This is a genomic window from Kluyvera intermedia (assembly GCF_021440345.1).
Classification (GTDB): Bacteria; Pseudomonadota; Gammaproteobacteria; order Enterobacterales; family Enterobacteriaceae; genus Kluyvera; species Kluyvera intermedia_A.
In genome coordinates this window covers 124,592-138,902 of record NZ_JAKCNS010000022.1, presented here as the reverse complement: position 1 = coordinate 138,902, position 14,311 = coordinate 124,592, and the positions used below count along the sequence as shown (strand labels likewise).

The window sequence follows — 14,311 nt, the reverse complement described above, 5'->3', positions numbered from 1 at the left end:
AGTTGGCAGCATCACCCAGGGTACGGAAGATTTGTGGCGCATCATTATTGACGTTCAGATTAATTTTATTTTCTGGCTTATCGTTATAATCCACACTACTCACTCCATATTCATTCATACCATGAATGATAGTTGATGATTTCATTATCATTATTATTCTGGTGAGATAAAATGCGCAAGGTGAAAACAACAATTTTTCTCGAATACTCAATGCATTAACTAAATCAATGTATTCATGGAGTGTATGTAATTAATTATTTGTTTTCATTAAAATGAGATCCAAGTACGGTTTTAGCAGATTTTCGCACAGAAAAAATACAAAACTTTACGTTGTGATAAATCGTAATGATGTATTGGGTTGGTTGGCCCAATAAATATCAGGCCATAATGTATAATATATTATTCTGAAATATATTTGTGCGGGGGATTGTTCAGCAGGGTTAAAAACTGAGAAACCAGAATTGCAGATATATTATCGGGTTTGGCATCTGCAACCCATTGTGAAACCTGGGCCATCTCCATACCCGCATAACCACAAGGGTTAATTCGCAAAAATGGCGATAAGTCCATGGCGATATTCAGTGCCAGCCCGTGGAACGAGCAGCCCTTACGGATACGCAGCCCCAGCGAGCAGATTTTCTTTTCTCCCACGTAAACACCCGGTGCATCGGCACGGGGGTGTGCTTCGATACCCAGTTCTGCCAGCGTATTGACGACGGTTTGCTCCAGCAGTGTGACTAATTCACGAACGCCCAGTTTACGGCGCTTAAGATTGAGCAGGACGTACATCACCTGCTGACCCGGTCCGTGGTAGGTAACTTGGCCACCGCGATCGCTTTGAACTACTGGGATATCACCAGGCACCAGCACATGCTCGGCTTTACCTGCCTGCCCCTGGGTAAAGACGGGGTGATGCTCAACCAGCCAGATTTCGTCCAGCGTGTTTTCATCGCGATTATCGGTGAAGTCGTGCATGGCCTGCGAGACAGGCTCGTAGGGTTGCAGACCCAGTTGACGGATGAGAAGGGTATTCAAGTCCAAAACAGCGTCTCCGCAGGGAGGGGAAATAATGGATGCAGAGTATATCACAGCGCGGGGGAGGGAGGCGTTACCCGGCGGTGCCGGGTAACGGTGATGCGATTACAGCACCATACGGACGATTTCGATATTGCCCAGCTCTTCGTACAGCGTCTCAACCTGGTCAATGTGGGTAGCATTGATGGTAATGGACACCGAGTGGTAGTTGCCTTTGCTGCTTGGTTTTATCTGCGGAGAGTAATCACCTGGCGCATGGCGCTGTACCACTTCAACCACCAGGTCAACCAGCTCAGGTTTCGCCAGACCCATCACTTTGTAAGTAAATGGTGTAGGGAATTCAAGCAGTTCGTTCAGTTTGGTTTTCATGTCAGCTCCAGTGTTAAAAAAGAACAACTCCCGCGACCAGGGCGGGAGTTGTTTTTGCTATGCATATTATATGGGGATGGAAATCACACTTTCAAGTGGGTGATTTTTAACCAAACCAATGGTGGAACATTAATTTAATGTAATCAATGATATTGCCGAAGAAGTTACCTTCAGGAATTTCCTGCAGCACCACCAGTGGACGCTGATCGATAACTTTACCGTCGAGCTGGAAGTTAATGGTGCCGACAACCTGGTTTTTCTGCAGCGGTGCGTGCAGTTCGCTGTTGGTCAGCACGTAGCTGGCTTTCAGGTCCTTCATGCGGCCACGTGGGATGGTCAGGTAAGCGTCTTTATCTACACCCAGGGAAGCGCGGTCGGTGTTGCCGAACCAGGCGGGTTCGGACGCGAACTCTTTGCCAGCTTTGATTGGGTTGACGGTTTCAAAGAAACGGAAGCCCCAGGTCAGCAGCTTTTTGCTCTCGGTTTCACGACCTTTATAGGTGCGACCGCCCATCACAGCGGAGACGAGGCGCATCTGGCCTTCGGTTGCAGAGGCGACCAGGTTGTAACCTGCTTTATCGGTATGGCCCGTTTTGATGCCGTCAACGTTCAGGCTGTTGTCCCACAGCAGACCGTTACGGTTCATCTGACGGATGCCGTTAAAGGTGAACTCTTTTTCTTTATAGATGGTGTACTCATTCGGCACGTCGCGGATAAGCGCCTGACCGATCAGCGCCATATCGCGCGCTGAGCTGTACTGACCGTCAGCATCCAGGCCATGAACGGTCTGGAAGTGAGTGTTTTTCAGACCCAACTGAGTCACGTAGTTGTTCATCAGGCCCACGAAGGAGTCCTGGCTGCCGGCGACGTAATCGGCCATCGCCACGCAGGCATCGTTGCCCGACTGCAGGTTAATCCCGCGAATCAGCTGCGATACCGGCACCTGCATTCCTGGTTTCAGGAACATCAGGGAAGAGCCTTTGAAGACCGGATTACCGGTCGCCCAGGCGTCATTACCGATGGTGACCAGGTCGGATTCTTTGAATTTACCCGCTCTCATTGCCTGACCGATGACGTAGCTGGTCATCATTTTGGTCAGACTGGCAGGATCGCGGCGGGAATCCGCGTTCTGCTCCGCCAGCACTTTGCCGGAGTTGTAATCGATAAGAATGTAGGATTCCGCATCAATCTGCGGAACGCCTGGGATCATAGTTTTGATGTTCAGGTCATCGGCGTGAGCAGCGGAAGCCAGGGCTGCTACTGAAAGCGCCGGAATAAGTAAGCGAGCGAGAAAAGAGGTCTTCATGGTCAGAACAACGACGTCCGTGATGGAGTTAAAAAGTGCCTTACTATAACAAATGCCCTTCAGACAGGCATCCGACATCGCATATGACTTTGTTAATGACTTTTACATATACGAAAATTCGGACGCCTCTGGGCGTTTTAGTTGGCGCGTGTAATAAACGACTGCAGCTGTGCTTCGCTCTGCAAACGTTGCTGTATGGTGCTGGCCTCGCCTTTGCTGGCAAAAGGACCAAGCTGAATACGCCAGACGGCGCCGTTTTGCGTCACGCGGCCCGGTGCTGAAAATTGCTGACTCAAACGCTGCTGATACTGCTGGGCACGCGTTTGGTCGCTGACGGCGCCAACCTGAACCACGTAATCGCCGGTCGCTGCCGCTGCGGTGGCGGCTGGCGCAGCAACGGCTGCTGCTGGCTGCGCGCTTACCGGTGCGGTAACAGGGGCGGTGGTTTGGGCTGGTGCCGTTACTGCCGGCGCGGTCTCTTCCAGCACGCCGCTATTCAGCGGGGTTGGCGCGCCAAGAAAACCACCGCTTTTCACCGGGGCCCCATCACCGTTGGTGGCGGTGAGCGTATCGTTGCTGATCGCCCGCACATCACCTTGTGGAGCAGAGGCAACGGGTGCGGAGGAGGCGCTGCCCATGCCGCCGCCGAGATCAGGGCGGTCCGGCAGAGCATAAGTCTGCTTCGCAACGGTGGTACAGGCCATGCCTGGACCCGAAAGAGAGCCATCCTGGGCGACAATAATTGGGTCGATGCGAACTTTGGTATTGTTCGAATTATTGAGGCGATCCGCCGCTGCACGAGAAAGTGAGATCACGCGATCGTTGCCGTACGGGCCGCGATCGTTGATACGTACCACGATCATCCGGCCATTGGCCAGGTTGGTAATACGCGCATAGCTTGGGATTGGCAGCGTCGGGTGCGCAGCGGTAAGCTGATTCGGATCGAATGCTTCACCGCTGGCCGTCAGGTTGCTGCCCGGCTCGGCATCATAAATCGCGGCAAAACCGGCCTGGCTAAATTTAGACGGGTCCTGCACGATTTTATATTTTTTTCCATCGCGCTCGTAATCCTGATTGGCGGTCGCATTCAGGGGTTCAAAGCGTGGATCGGCCCCGCTGATTTCGACTACTGGACCATTACATACCGCAGGTTGTGGCGCGGAAACGGTTTGTTGCTGAACATCATCACTCGAACAAGCCGCCAGCAGCCCTGCCGCTATGCAGATCCCAAGCCATTGCTTACGCATTGAGCACCCCTTAGACGCTTTTTGACAACATTTTTCTGTGGGTATGTATCGACATCACGATACCGAACCCGGCCATCAGTACGATCAGGGCAGACCCCCCGTAGCTGACCAGCGGTAGCGGAACGCCAACCACCGGCAAGATGCCACTTACCATACCAATATTTACGAAGACATAAACGAATAAAATCAGCATTAAACCACCTGCCATTACTCGCCCAAATGTGGTTTGCGCCTGGGCGGCAATCCATAGGCCACGCATAATCAACAACACGTAGAGCGCCAGCAGGATCAGAATGCCGATAAGCCCCAGCTCTTCTGCAAGCACCGCAAAGATAAAGTCGGTGTGGCGTTCAGGTAAGAACTCCAGCTGCGATTGCGTTCCGTGCAGCCAGCCTTTCCCACGCAGGCCTCCGGAGCCGATGGCGATTTTTGACTGAATAATGTGATAGCCCGCGCCTAGCGGGTCTGATTCCGGATCGAGTAGCATCATCACTCGTTGACGCTGATAATCGTGCATCAGGAAGAACCACAGAATCGGGATAAAGGCGGCCACCAGCAGCACGGCAACCAGAATTAAACGCCAGCTCAGGCCCGCGAGGAACAGCACGAACAGGCCGGAGAGGGCGACAAGAATAGAGGTCCCGAGGTCAGGCTGTGCGGCAACCAGCAAGGTTGGCATGAAAATCAGCACCAGGGCGATACCGGTATTCTTTAACGAAGGCGGGCAGACATCGCGGTTGATAAAGCGCGCCACCATCAGCGGGACGGCAATCTTTGCAATTTCTGACGGCTGGAAGCGGACAATCCCGAGGTCCAGCCAGCGTTGCGCCCCTTTCGAAATAGCGCCAAAGGCGTCAACGGCGACCAGCAGAATAATACAGATGATGTACAGCCACGGCGCCCAACCTTCGTAAACGCGCGGCGGGATCTGCGCCATCACCACCATAATCACCAGACCCATGGCGATCTGGCCGATTTTACGCTCCATCATCCCCATATCCTGGCCACTGGCGCTCCAGATAACCAGCGCGCTGTAGGTCAGCAGCGCCAGCAGGATCAGCAGCATGGCCGGGTCGATATGGATTTTATTCCAGAACGTTCTTTTGTTCGGATTATCCGTCATAGTTATTGGTCCTCCGACGCGGTGGCCGCTGGGTTTTCTGTCGGCAATTCGGTGTTATTGTCGCCCAGCATGATGTGGTCAAGGATCTGACGCATGATGGTACCGACCGCCGGGCCTGCGCCGCCGTTCTCTAAAATAATCGCTACCGCCACCTGCGGATCGTTATACGGCGCAAATGCGGTCATCAATTTATGGTCACGCAGACGCTCAGCAATACGGTGGGCGTTATACGTTTCGTTAGCCTTCAGGCCAAAGACCTGCGCAGTACCTGACTTAGCCGCGATTTTATACGGCGCGCTGGCAAAGTATTTATGTGCGGTACCGTTGCCACGGTTGGCAACGCCGTACATCCCGTCTTTAGCAATTTCCCAGTAGCCGGAGTGAATATCACCAATCGGTGGTTCTTGCGGCTGTGCCCATGGCACTTTTTTCCCTTCTTCGACGGTACTCGCCAGCAGATGAGGGGTTTTAATTACGCCGTCGTTAATCAGAATCATCAGCGCTTTACTCATCTGAATAGGCGTTGCCGTCCAGTAACCCTGGCCGATACCGACCGGAATGGTATCACCCTGATACCACGGCTTTTTAAAGCGCTTTAGCTTCCAGTCACGGGTTGGCATGTTACCTGAGCGTTCTTCTGCAAGGTCAACGCCCGTGTAATCGCCGTAGCCAAACTTGCTCATCCATTCGGATAGACGGTCGATACCCATGTCGTAGGCGACCTGGTAGAAGAAGGTATCCGCAGATTCTTCCAGTGCTTTAGTGACGTTCAGGTGGCCGTGGCCCCATTTTTTCCAGTCACGGTAGCGTTTTTCTGAACCAGGAAGCTGCCACCAACCCGGGTCAAACAGGCTAGTGTTACGGTTGATGACACCCGCGCTCATCGCGGAAACGGCCACGTACGGTTTCACCGTGGACGCAGGCGGGTAGACCCCCTGCGTAGCACGGTTGACCAGCGGCGTGTTCGGGTCATTCAACAGGCCGCTGTAATCTTTGCTGGAGATGCCATCGACAAACAGGTTCGGGTCGTAGCTTGGCATCGAAACCAGCGCCAGAATGCTGCCATTACGTGGGTCAGTGACGACCACGGCTGCACGGCTGCCCGCTAGCAGCGTTTCAATATACTGCTGAAGTTTCAGATCGAGCGTCAGATAAATGTCATGCCCAGCCTGCGGCGGCACCTCTTTCAACTGACGGATAACGCGCCCGCGGTTGTTAACTTCAACCTCTTCGTAGCCCGTCTGCCCGTGGAGCATATCTTCGTAATAGCGCTCGATACCGAGTTTGCCGATATCGTGAGTGGCCGCGTAGTTGGCTAGTTTGCCGTCTTTATCCAGTCTGTCGACGTCTTTATCGTTAATTTTTGAAACATAGCCGATAACGTGGGTGAGGGCGGAACCATACGGATAGAAGCGACGCTTATACCCTTTAACTTCGACACCTGGGAAGCGGTACTGGTTGACGGCAAAACGCGCTACCTGCACTTCCGTTAGGTTGGTTTTCAGGGGAATAGAGGTGAAGCGATGTGAACGGGCGCGCTCTTTTTTAAAGGCGGCAATGTCGTCGTCAGAGAGATCGACGACGTCGCGCAGGCCGTCAATGGTCTGCTGCACGCTATCGACTTTCTCCGGCATGATTTCCAGCTGGTAAATGGTGCGGTTAAGCGCCAGCGGGGTGCCGTTGCGATCGTAAATAATGCCGCGGCTGGGGGCGATGGGCACCAGCTTAATGCGGTTTTCGTTAGAACGCGTCTGGTAGTCAGTAAAGCGAACGATCTGCAAATTGTAGAGGTTGGCAATCAGCACGCCGGTCAGCAGCAAAATTCCCAAAAAAGCGACCACCGCCCGGCGCACAAAGAGCGCGGACTCTGCCGTATAGTCGCGAAAAGAATTCTGTAGTTTCATTCGCTGCTTAATCTACCCTGGTCATCATTACTCGCGGTGGTAAGGGTGGTTGGTGGTAATACTCCATGCCCGATACAGGCTTTCCGCGACCAGCACACGCACCAGCGGGTGAGGCAACGTCAATGTGGAGAGAGACCAACTTTGTTCTGCTGCGGCTTTGCATGCCGGAGAAAGACCTTCAGGACCGCCAATCAGCAAGCTGACGTCACGTCCGTCCTGCTTCCAGCGTTCCAGCTCGCGAGCAAGCTGAGGCGTATCCCATGGTTTTCCTGGGATATCCAGCGTGACGATACGGTTTTTTCCTGCGGCGGCGAGCATCATCTCGCCTTCTTTATCCAGAATACGTTTGATGTCCGCATTCTTGCCGCGCTTACCGGCGGGAATTTCCACCAGCTCGAACGGCATATCTTTCGGAAAACGACGAAGGTATTCGGTAAAACCGGTTTGTACCCAATCCGGCATTTTGGTGCCGACGGCGACCAACTGCAGCTTCACAACTTAACTCCAGAGCTTTTCCAGTTCATACAGGCGACGGCTCTCTTCCTGCATAACGTGGACGATGACATCGCCTAAATCGACAACGATCCAGTCGGCAACGTTTTCGCCTTCAACGCCCATCGGCAGCAGACCGGCAGCACGAGATTCCTGTACCACATGATCGGCAATAGACATAACGTGGCGGCTGGAGGTACCGGTGCAGATAATCATGCAATCGGTGATGCTGGATTTACCGTGAACATCGATGGTGACGATATCCTGACCTTTCAAATCATCAATTTTGTCGACAACAAAATCCTGGAGTTCTTTACCCTGCAAGTGTTCCCCCTGGGGTGTGAAGATAAACAATATAAAACAGCCCAACAGTATACCCGAACTGAAATTAATGTCGGGACAAAAAACACCTGGTGGCGTTCTGGCGGGCTATCATCCCATTCCTTTATGCCGATTGCATCGCCATTTTTGTAAAACAATTTCTGTCTACAAGTGCTGGAGGGGGATGTTTCAGGCTGCGGAGAATAACAGTCTATTCATGTGTGTCAATGGATTGGCGGGTCTCAGGCGCAGAAATCCGTTTTATCCTTCGTCCGGCGACCAGATAGCTCGACTATTGAGCACCCGTAGCGTGGCAAACTGCGCGGTGATATCAATGACGCTCCACGCACCATGATCGATGCGGAAATGCCACATGCTGGCGGTTGGCATCCCCAACAGCAGGGCGGTCAGCAGGCTGAGTACGCCCTGATGGCTGACGATAAGCAGGTTGGTGTCGCTGTAACCGGCAAGTTCGTCGGCAAAGGCTTTCACGCGTTGGGAAAAGGCGGGGAAACTTTCGCCGTTGGTGGGCGCCGCATGCTGCCAATCGGCGCACCAGGCGTCATAATTTGCTTTATCTTCGACTTGCAGGTCGCGGTGGTGGCGCATTTCCCAGTCGCCGAAGAACATCTCGTTTAACAGCGAATGCGGTGCAAGCGGGATTTGCCGTTCGCCCAAAAGCAGACGAGCGGTATGCTGCGTGCGTTCGAGTTCGCTGCACAACACCCGGTCAAACGGCACCTGGCTTAGCATATTACCCAGGCGATGCGCCTGCATCTGGCCTTGTTCAGTCAATGGAGTAGGGGCGTGGCCGCTGTAAAGTCCGGCGACGTTGGCTTCGGTTTCGCCATGACGCACTAACCATAGTTTCATGGTGCGATTCCCCTTGATATCGCGCTACGCGCCGTGGTGGTACAGCCCTTGCTGCATGATGTAGGTCAGCACCGCTTCTGGCATCATCTCTTCGCATGACTCATTATGTTCCAGCCGTTCACGAATTAGCGTGGCCGAAACGTCGAACCATGGCGTTTCCGCGAGGTAGATTTTGCCAGCGGGTTGGTTATGCAAATCTTCAATGTTACTGGTGAGATGTTGGTCTAACCATTGCTGATGTTCTTCCTGCGCCATCGTGAGCGGATAACCCGGACGCCGGGTGACGAGCAAATGCGCGTTGGAAAGGATGGTCTCGTAGCGATGCCAGCTCGGAAAAGTCAGTAACGAATCCTGGCCGATAATAAAGGCCAGCGGTTTGTCGGCGCCCTGTTCCTGGCGCCACTGCTGCAAGGTATCCGCCGTAAAAGAAGGGGTGTCGCGACGCAGTTCACGCTCATCTAACACAAACAACGGCTTATCGGCGATGGCCAGCTCGACCATCAGCTTGCGCTGTTCGCTGGTCGCTTCCGGCTGCGGACGGTGTGGCGGCACGTTGTTGGGCATAATAATCACCCTGGAGAGGCCGATTTGATTGGCCAGAATCTCCACCGGCTTCAGGTGGCCATAATGGATGGGATCGAACGTCCCGCCGAAAAGCGCCTGTAGTTTTGACATATCATCCATCGATAAAAACGTCGGCTAGCGCTTTATGACAAAGCAGTAGCGACAAACTTTCCAGTTCAGTCCATACCGACTGACCGTAATCCTGCTTTAACGTAAGCTCCGCGTTGCTCAGCAAGGTGACCGCCTGGCGCAGCTGAGGGCCACTCAGGCGGTTGACGGCCTCGCCAACCATCGCCCGGCGATTTTGCCAGACGCGATGCTTATCAAACAGGGTGCGCAGTGGGGTCTGCGCGCTCTGACGTTTCAACGTCACCAGCAGCAGCAGTTCACGTTGTAACGTGCGCAGTAAAATAACCGGTTCACTGCCTTCGAGCCGCAGCTGCTGCAAAATATGCAGCGCGCGTTTGCTTTTCCCAGCCAGCAGGGCATCGACCCAGTGGAATGGAGTAAAGTGCGCGGCGTCGTTAACCGCCTGTTCAACGCGAGGCAGCGTCAGCTTTCCATCCGGCCACAATAGCGACAGACGCTCCAGCGCCTGCGCCAACGCCAGCAGATTACCTTCATAGCAGTAACACAGCAGTTGGCGGGCGGGTTCGTCAAGCTGGAGATTATGCTGTTTGGCGCGATTAGCCAGCCAGCGCGGTAGCTGTGCTTGTTCTGGCGTCTGGCAGTTAACCTGCACCGCGCGAGCGGCGAGCGCGGTTAGCCATGCGGCATTTTCCTGGGCTTTAGTGAGCTTGTTGCCGCGTACAATCAGCAACAGATCGTCATGCAGCAGGCTCACCAGAGTGGCCAGCTGTTCGTTGATAGCCGCATTGGGGCCGTTTTCCGGCAGCAACAACAGCAATGTCTGACGACTGGCAAACAGGCTCATCGCCTGACACAGTGAAAATAGCTCATGCCAGTCGGTGCTGGCATCAAGCGTGAAAGTATGATGCTCGATAAAGCCTTCGCTGACAGCGGCGTGCCGTATTGCGTCCTGGCTTTCCTGAAGGAAGAGGGGGTCATTACCGAGCAGGAGATACGCCGCGCGCAGCCCTTCAGAGAGTTGCGCGCGGAGTTGTTCTGGGTACAACCGAATCATCAGTTACCCAGAGTCGTTGATACACGAGAACCGTTATTCGGCTTAGCAGCCGAATTTTCTGCGCTCTCTTTTACATCAGCGATGTGTACGCTTGGCAGCTTACGAATCAGCTGCTCAGCGGCCTTCTGATACATTTCCTGGACGATCAGGCTTTGTTCGTTGTCTTTTGCCAGCGCCTGTTGCGGGTTGTCAAAGAACGAACGATACACTTTGGTGGAGATCGGGAAGATATCCTGTCCCGGGATCAACACCGTCGCATTTACCGTCATGACCATCTGGTATTCCGCCGTCTGACCGTTCTGGAATACGGAAGCGGTATCCTGATGCAGGTTAACGGCCCCCAGACGTAGAGAAGGAACGTCCTGACGCAGCGTGCTCTGATCAAGCACCGTTATGTTATTGCTTCTCAGCTGTTCACGTACCGCGCGGCTATATGGGCCGTACGGATCGCTGCTTTGAAGGATCAATGTTTTCATTTCGTCCGGGACCTGCGTGGTACTACGCAGATGCCAGCCGCATCCGGCGGTGACTAGCACCGCCACAGATAACAACAATGTTGTCAGAAATCGCACGCTTCCTCCCGCGCTTAGCCAACGACCAGGTTAAGCAGCTTGCCCGGTACGTAGATAACTTTACGTAGGGTCACGCCCTCAAGGTATTTTGCCACCAGGTGTTCCTGGCCTGCACGTTCACGGACTTGTTCTTCAGTTGCATCAACAGCGACGGTTATCTTACCGCGAACTTTACCGTTAACCTGAACGACGACCAGCGTAGTGTTTTCCACCATCGCTTTTTCGTCAGCCACTGGCCACGGTGCGTTATCGATATCGCCTTCACCGCCCAGTTCCTGCCACAGAGTAAAGCAGGCGTGTGGGGTGAACGGGTTGAGCATACGTACGACGGCCAGCAGAGCTTCCTGCAGCAGCGCACGATCCTGCTCGTCTTCCTGCGGTGCTTTCGCCAGCTTGTTCATCAACTCCATCACTGCCGCGATAGCGGTGTTGAAGGTCTGACGACGACCGATATCATCGGTCACTTTAGCGATAGTTTTGTGCACATCGCGGCGCAGCGCCTGCTGATCTTCACTCAGCGCATCGACGTTCAGAGCGGCAACCGGACCACGAGAAGTGTGTTCGTAGATCAGTTTCCAGACACGCTTCAGGAAGCGGTTCGCCCCTTCAACACCGGATTCCTGCCATTCCAGGGTCATATCAGCCGGGGAGGCGAACATCATGAACAGACGGACGGTATCCGCACCGTAACGTTCAACCATGACCTGCGGGTCGATACCGTTGTTTTTCGATTTGGACATCTTGCTCATGCCGGTATAAACCAGTTCATGACCTTGAGCGTCCTTCGCCTTCACGATGCGGCCTTTTTCGTCGCGCTCAACGATAGCATCAACCGGAGAAACCCAGTTACGCTCACCGTTTACACCCACGTAGTAGAAGGCATCGGCCAGAACCATACCCTGACACAGCAGCTGTTTAGCCGGTTCGTCAGAATTAACCAGGCCTGCATCGCGCATCAGTTTGTGGAAGAAGCGGAAGTAAAGCAGGTGCATGATGGCGTGTTCGATCCCGCCAATGTAGATATCAACCGGCAGCCAGTAGTTGGCCGCTTTCGAATCCAGCATGCCTTCCTGATACTGCGGGCAGGTGTAGCGCGCGTAGTACCATGAAGATTCCATAAAGGTATCGAAGGTGTCAGTTTCACGCAGCGCAGGCATACCGTTAACGGTCGTTTTTGCCCATTCTGGGTCAGCCTTAATTGGGCTGGTGATTCCGTCCATGACCACGTCTTCCGGCAGGATAACCGGCAGCTGATCTTCTGGGGTTGGCAGTACAGTGCCGTCTTCCAGAGTGACCATTGGGATAGGTGCGCCCCAGTAACGCTGACGGGAAACCCCCCAGTCGCGCAGACGATAGTTCACTTTACGCTGGCCTACGCCCATGGCGACCAGTTTATCGGCAACGGCATTAAAACCAGCTTCAAAGCTCAGGCCATCGAATTCACCGGAGTTAAACAGGGTGCCTTTTTCGGTCAACGCTTGCTCGGAGAGGTCTGGTTCAGAACCATCGGCTGCCAGAATAACCGGCTTGATGTTCAGACCGTATTTGGTCGCGAACTCGTAGTCGCGCTGATCGTGACCCGGAACGGCCATGACTGCGCCAGTGCCGTATTCCATCAGAACGAAGTTAGCGGCCCATACTGGGATCGCTTCGCCGGTCAGCGGGTGAATCGCTTTAAAGCCGGTATCGACGCCTTTTTTCTCCATGGTCGCCATATCGGCTTCGGCCACTTTGGTGTTGCGGCATTCATCGATGAATGTCGCCAGCGTTGGGTTGTTTGCCGCAGCCTGCTGTGCCAGCGGATGGCCCGCAGCAACGGCCAGGTATGTACAACCCATGAAGGTGTCCGGACGGGTGGTGTACACGGTCAGTTTGTCCGCGTAGTTGTTCACGTCGAAGGAGATTTCCACGCCTTCAGAACGGCCAATCCAGTTGCGCTGCATCGTTTTTACGGTGTCAGGCCAGTGGTCCAGATTATCCAGGTCACTCAGCAGTTCGTCAGCGTAAGCGGTAATTTTGATGAACCACTGTGGGATCTCTTTACGCTCAACTTTGGTGTCACAGCGCCAGCAGCAGCCGTCGATAACCTGTTCGTTGGCCAGTACGGTCTGGTCGTTCGGGCACCAGTTCACCGCAGAGGTTTTCTTGTACACCAGGCCTTTTTTATACAGCTCGGTGAAGAATTTCTGTTCCCAACGATAGTATTCCGGGGTACAGGTCGCCAGCTCGCGGCTCCAGTCATAACCAAAGCCCAGCATTTTGAGCTGGTTTTTCATGTATTCGATATTGTCGTACGTCCACGGCGCCGGGGCGGTGTTGTTTTTTACCGCCGCACCTTCAGCCGGCAGGCCGAATGCATCCCAGCCGATTGGCTGCAGGACGTTTTTGCCCAGCATACGCTGGTAGCGAGCAATCACATCGCCGATGGTGTAGTTACGGACGTGGCCCATGTGTAGTCGACCAGAAGGATAGGGAAGCATCGACAGGCAGTAATACTTCTCTTTGCTCTCGTCTTCAGTAACTTCAAATGTGCGCTTCTCATCCCAGTGAAGCTGGACTTTCGATTCTATCTCTTCCGGGCGGTATTGCTCTTGCATGGCAGCCAGTGATCCTGTTTTCAATGCAGCTACAGATGTAGCCAATAGATGTGGTATTTCAGATCCGCATAGCATAGCCCAAACGCTGCCGTCAAAACAGCCTTTCGCACATTCCACGGGTGAAAAGCTCCAGGCGCATTTTGTGAACTCTGTGGTGAAGCTGGCAAAGCGAAAAGGAAATAACGGCTACTATTAGAATAGGTTAACTGGCTGGGAGAGGAAACAATGAACAAGGTTGCTCAAATTTACCGTGAGCTGGTCGGTACGCTGACCGAGCGCCTGCGTAACGGTGAACGCGATATTGATGCGCTGGTCACGCAGGCACGAGCGAAGGTGGCGCAAACCAGCGAGTTAACGCGTACGGAAATCGACGAGCTTTTACGCGCCGTGCGTCGCGATTTAGAAGAGTTCGCCATGAGCTACGGCGAAAGTCAGGAAGATGAATCGGACAGCGTATTCCTGCGGGTTATTAAAGAGAGTATCTGGCAGGAGCTGGCGGATATCACCGATAAAACACAACTGGAGTGGCGCGAGGTATTCCAGGATCTTAATCACCATGGTGTGTACCACAGCGGCGAGGTCGTGGGCTTAGGCAATCTGGTGTGCGAGAAATGCCACTATCATCTGGCGGTGTATACCCCGGACGTTCTGCCGCGTTGCCCGAAATGCGGACATGACCAGTTCCAGAGGCGGCCATTCGAACCGTAATCGGCTGTACCGGATACCCTCCGGTAGTGTTGTTGCGGGGCCCCGGGGGGGGGGGG

General features: G+C 53.9%; 14 protein-coding genes. 1 reads left to right on the top strand and 13 read right to left on the bottom strand.

All coding sequences use genetic code 11. From position 1 onward, the window contains the following. Positions 1 to 399: 399 nt before the first annotated feature. The 13 genes from lipB to leuS form a co-directional block, all read right to left on the bottom strand. A complete protein-coding gene (gene lipB, locus LZ634_RS07880) occupies positions 400 to 1,041 on the bottom strand; it encodes a lipoyl(octanoyl) transferase LipB (RefSeq protein WP_234503697.1) in 642 nt (213 codons plus the stop codon). A gap of 99 nt (positions 1,042 to 1,140) precedes the next feature. Then, positions 1,141 to 1,404 carry a DUF493 family protein YbeD gene (gene ybeD, locus LZ634_RS07875; RefSeq protein WP_234503695.1) on the bottom strand — a complete coding sequence of 88 codons (264 nt, stop codon included), beginning with the start codon at positions 1,402 to 1,404 and terminating at the stop codon, positions 1,141 to 1,143. A 106-nt stretch (positions 1,405 to 1,510) separates the two neighbouring features. Continuing rightward, entirely contained in the window at positions 1,511 to 2,710 is a 1,200-nt protein-coding gene (dacA, locus tag LZ634_RS07870; protein WP_234503692.1) for a D-alanyl-D-alanine carboxypeptidase DacA, read from the bottom strand. 137 nt (positions 2,711 to 2,847) lie between these two features. Beyond that, entirely contained in the window at positions 2,848 to 3,957 is a 1,110-nt protein-coding gene (rlpA, locus tag LZ634_RS07865; RefSeq protein WP_234503690.1) for an endolytic peptidoglycan transglycosylase RlpA, read from the bottom strand. Between the two features lie 10 nt (positions 3,958 to 3,967). Then, the gene (gene mrdB, locus LZ634_RS07860) at positions 3,968 to 5,080 is read right to left on the bottom strand and encodes a peptidoglycan glycosyltransferase MrdB (protein ID WP_234503685.1); all 1,113 of its coding nucleotides are present in this window, start codon (positions 5,078 to 5,080) and stop codon (positions 3,968 to 3,970) included. Positions 5,081 to 5,082: 2 nt separating this feature from the next. Continuing rightward, on the bottom strand, positions 5,083 to 6,984 hold the full coding sequence (mrdA, locus tag LZ634_RS07855; protein WP_234503680.1) for a peptidoglycan DD-transpeptidase MrdA: 1,902 nt from the start codon (positions 6,982 to 6,984) through the stop codon (positions 5,083 to 5,085). A 27-nt stretch (positions 6,985 to 7,011) separates the two neighbouring features. Further along, positions 7,012 to 7,479: a 23S rRNA (pseudouridine(1915)-N(3))-methyltransferase RlmH gene (rlmH, locus tag LZ634_RS07850; RefSeq protein WP_061283467.1), complete on the bottom strand. Its 468-nt coding sequence runs from the start codon at positions 7,477 to 7,479 to the stop codon at positions 7,012 to 7,014. 3 nt (positions 7,480 to 7,482) lie between these two features. Continuing rightward, on the bottom strand, positions 7,483 to 7,800 hold the full coding sequence (gene rsfS / locus LZ634_RS07845; RefSeq protein ID WP_234503677.1) for a ribosome silencing factor: 318 nt from the start codon (positions 7,798 to 7,800) through the stop codon (positions 7,483 to 7,485). A gap of 258 nt (positions 7,801 to 8,058) precedes the next feature. Further along, a complete protein-coding gene (locus tag LZ634_RS07840) occupies positions 8,059 to 8,670 on the bottom strand; it encodes an adenosylcobalamin/alpha-ribazole phosphatase (RefSeq protein WP_234503673.1) in 612 nt (203 codons plus the stop codon). A 24-nt stretch (positions 8,671 to 8,694) separates the two neighbouring features. Beyond that, positions 8,695 to 9,354 (bottom strand): nicotinate-nucleotide adenylyltransferase, encoded by a 660-nt coding sequence (gene nadD / locus LZ634_RS07835; RefSeq protein WP_234503671.1) that lies wholly within the window; start codon positions 9,352 to 9,354, stop codon positions 8,695 to 8,697. Continuing rightward, positions 9,347 to 10,378, bottom strand: a complete 1,032-nt coding sequence (gene holA, locus LZ634_RS07830) for a DNA polymerase III subunit delta (protein WP_234503668.1) — start codon at positions 10,376 to 10,378, stop codon at positions 9,347 to 9,349. Before holA ends, nadD begins: the two co-directional genes overlap by 8 nt. Continuing rightward, entirely contained in the window at positions 10,378 to 10,950 is a 573-nt protein-coding gene (gene lptE, locus LZ634_RS07825) for an LPS assembly lipoprotein LptE (protein WP_234503666.1), read from the bottom strand. The genes holA and lptE overlap by 1 nt, the downstream gene beginning before the upstream one ends. A gap of 14 nt (positions 10,951 to 10,964) precedes the next feature. Beyond that, positions 10,965 to 13,547, bottom strand: a complete 2,583-nt coding sequence (leuS, locus tag LZ634_RS07820) for a leucine--tRNA ligase (protein WP_234503665.1) — start codon at positions 13,545 to 13,547, stop codon at positions 10,965 to 10,967. A 225-nt stretch (positions 13,548 to 13,772) separates the two neighbouring features. Here leuS and LZ634_RS07815 point away from each other — a divergent pair, with 225 nt between their 5' ends. Next, the gene (locus LZ634_RS07815) at positions 13,773 to 14,255 is read left to right on the top strand and encodes a zinc ribbon-containing protein (RefSeq protein ID WP_234503663.1); all 483 of its coding nucleotides are present in this window, start codon (positions 13,773 to 13,775) and stop codon (positions 14,253 to 14,255) included. Positions 14,256 to 14,311 lie beyond the last annotated feature (56 nt).

Coding starts and splice junctions, on each gene's coding strand:
- nadD (WP_234503671.1), bottom strand. CDS start 9,354: ATGGATGATATGTCAAAACTACAGGCGCTTTTCGGCGGGACGTTCGAT.
- holA (WP_234503668.1), bottom strand. CDS start 10,378: ATGATTCGGTTGTACCCAGAACAACTCCGCGCGCAACTCTCTGAAGGG.
- mrdB (WP_234503685.1), bottom strand. CDS start 5,080: ATGACGGATAATCCGAACAAAAGAACGTTCTGGAATAAAATCCATATC.
- dacA (WP_234503692.1), bottom strand. CDS start 2,710: ATGAAGACCTCTTTTCTCGCTCGCTTACTTATTCCGGCGCTTTCAGTA.
- leuS (WP_234503665.1), bottom strand. CDS start 13,547: ATGCAAGAGCAATACCGCCCGGAAGAGATAGAATCGAAAGTCCAGCTT.
- mrdA (WP_234503680.1), bottom strand. CDS start 6,984: ATGAAACTACAGAATTCTTTTCGCGACTATACGGCAGAGTCCGCGCTC.
- rlpA (WP_234503690.1), bottom strand. CDS start 3,957: ATGCGTAAGCAATGGCTTGGGATCTGCATAGCGGCAGGGCTGCTGGCG.
- ybeD (WP_234503695.1), bottom strand. CDS start 1,404: ATGAAAACCAAACTGAACGAACTGCTTGAATTCCCTACACCATTTACT.
- LZ634_RS07840 (WP_234503673.1), bottom strand. CDS start 8,670: ATGAAACTATGGTTAGTGCGTCATGGCGAAACCGAAGCCAACGTCGCC.
- LZ634_RS07815 (WP_234503663.1), top strand. CDS start 13,773: ATGAACAAGGTTGCTCAAATTTACCGTGAGCTGGTCGGTACGCTGACC.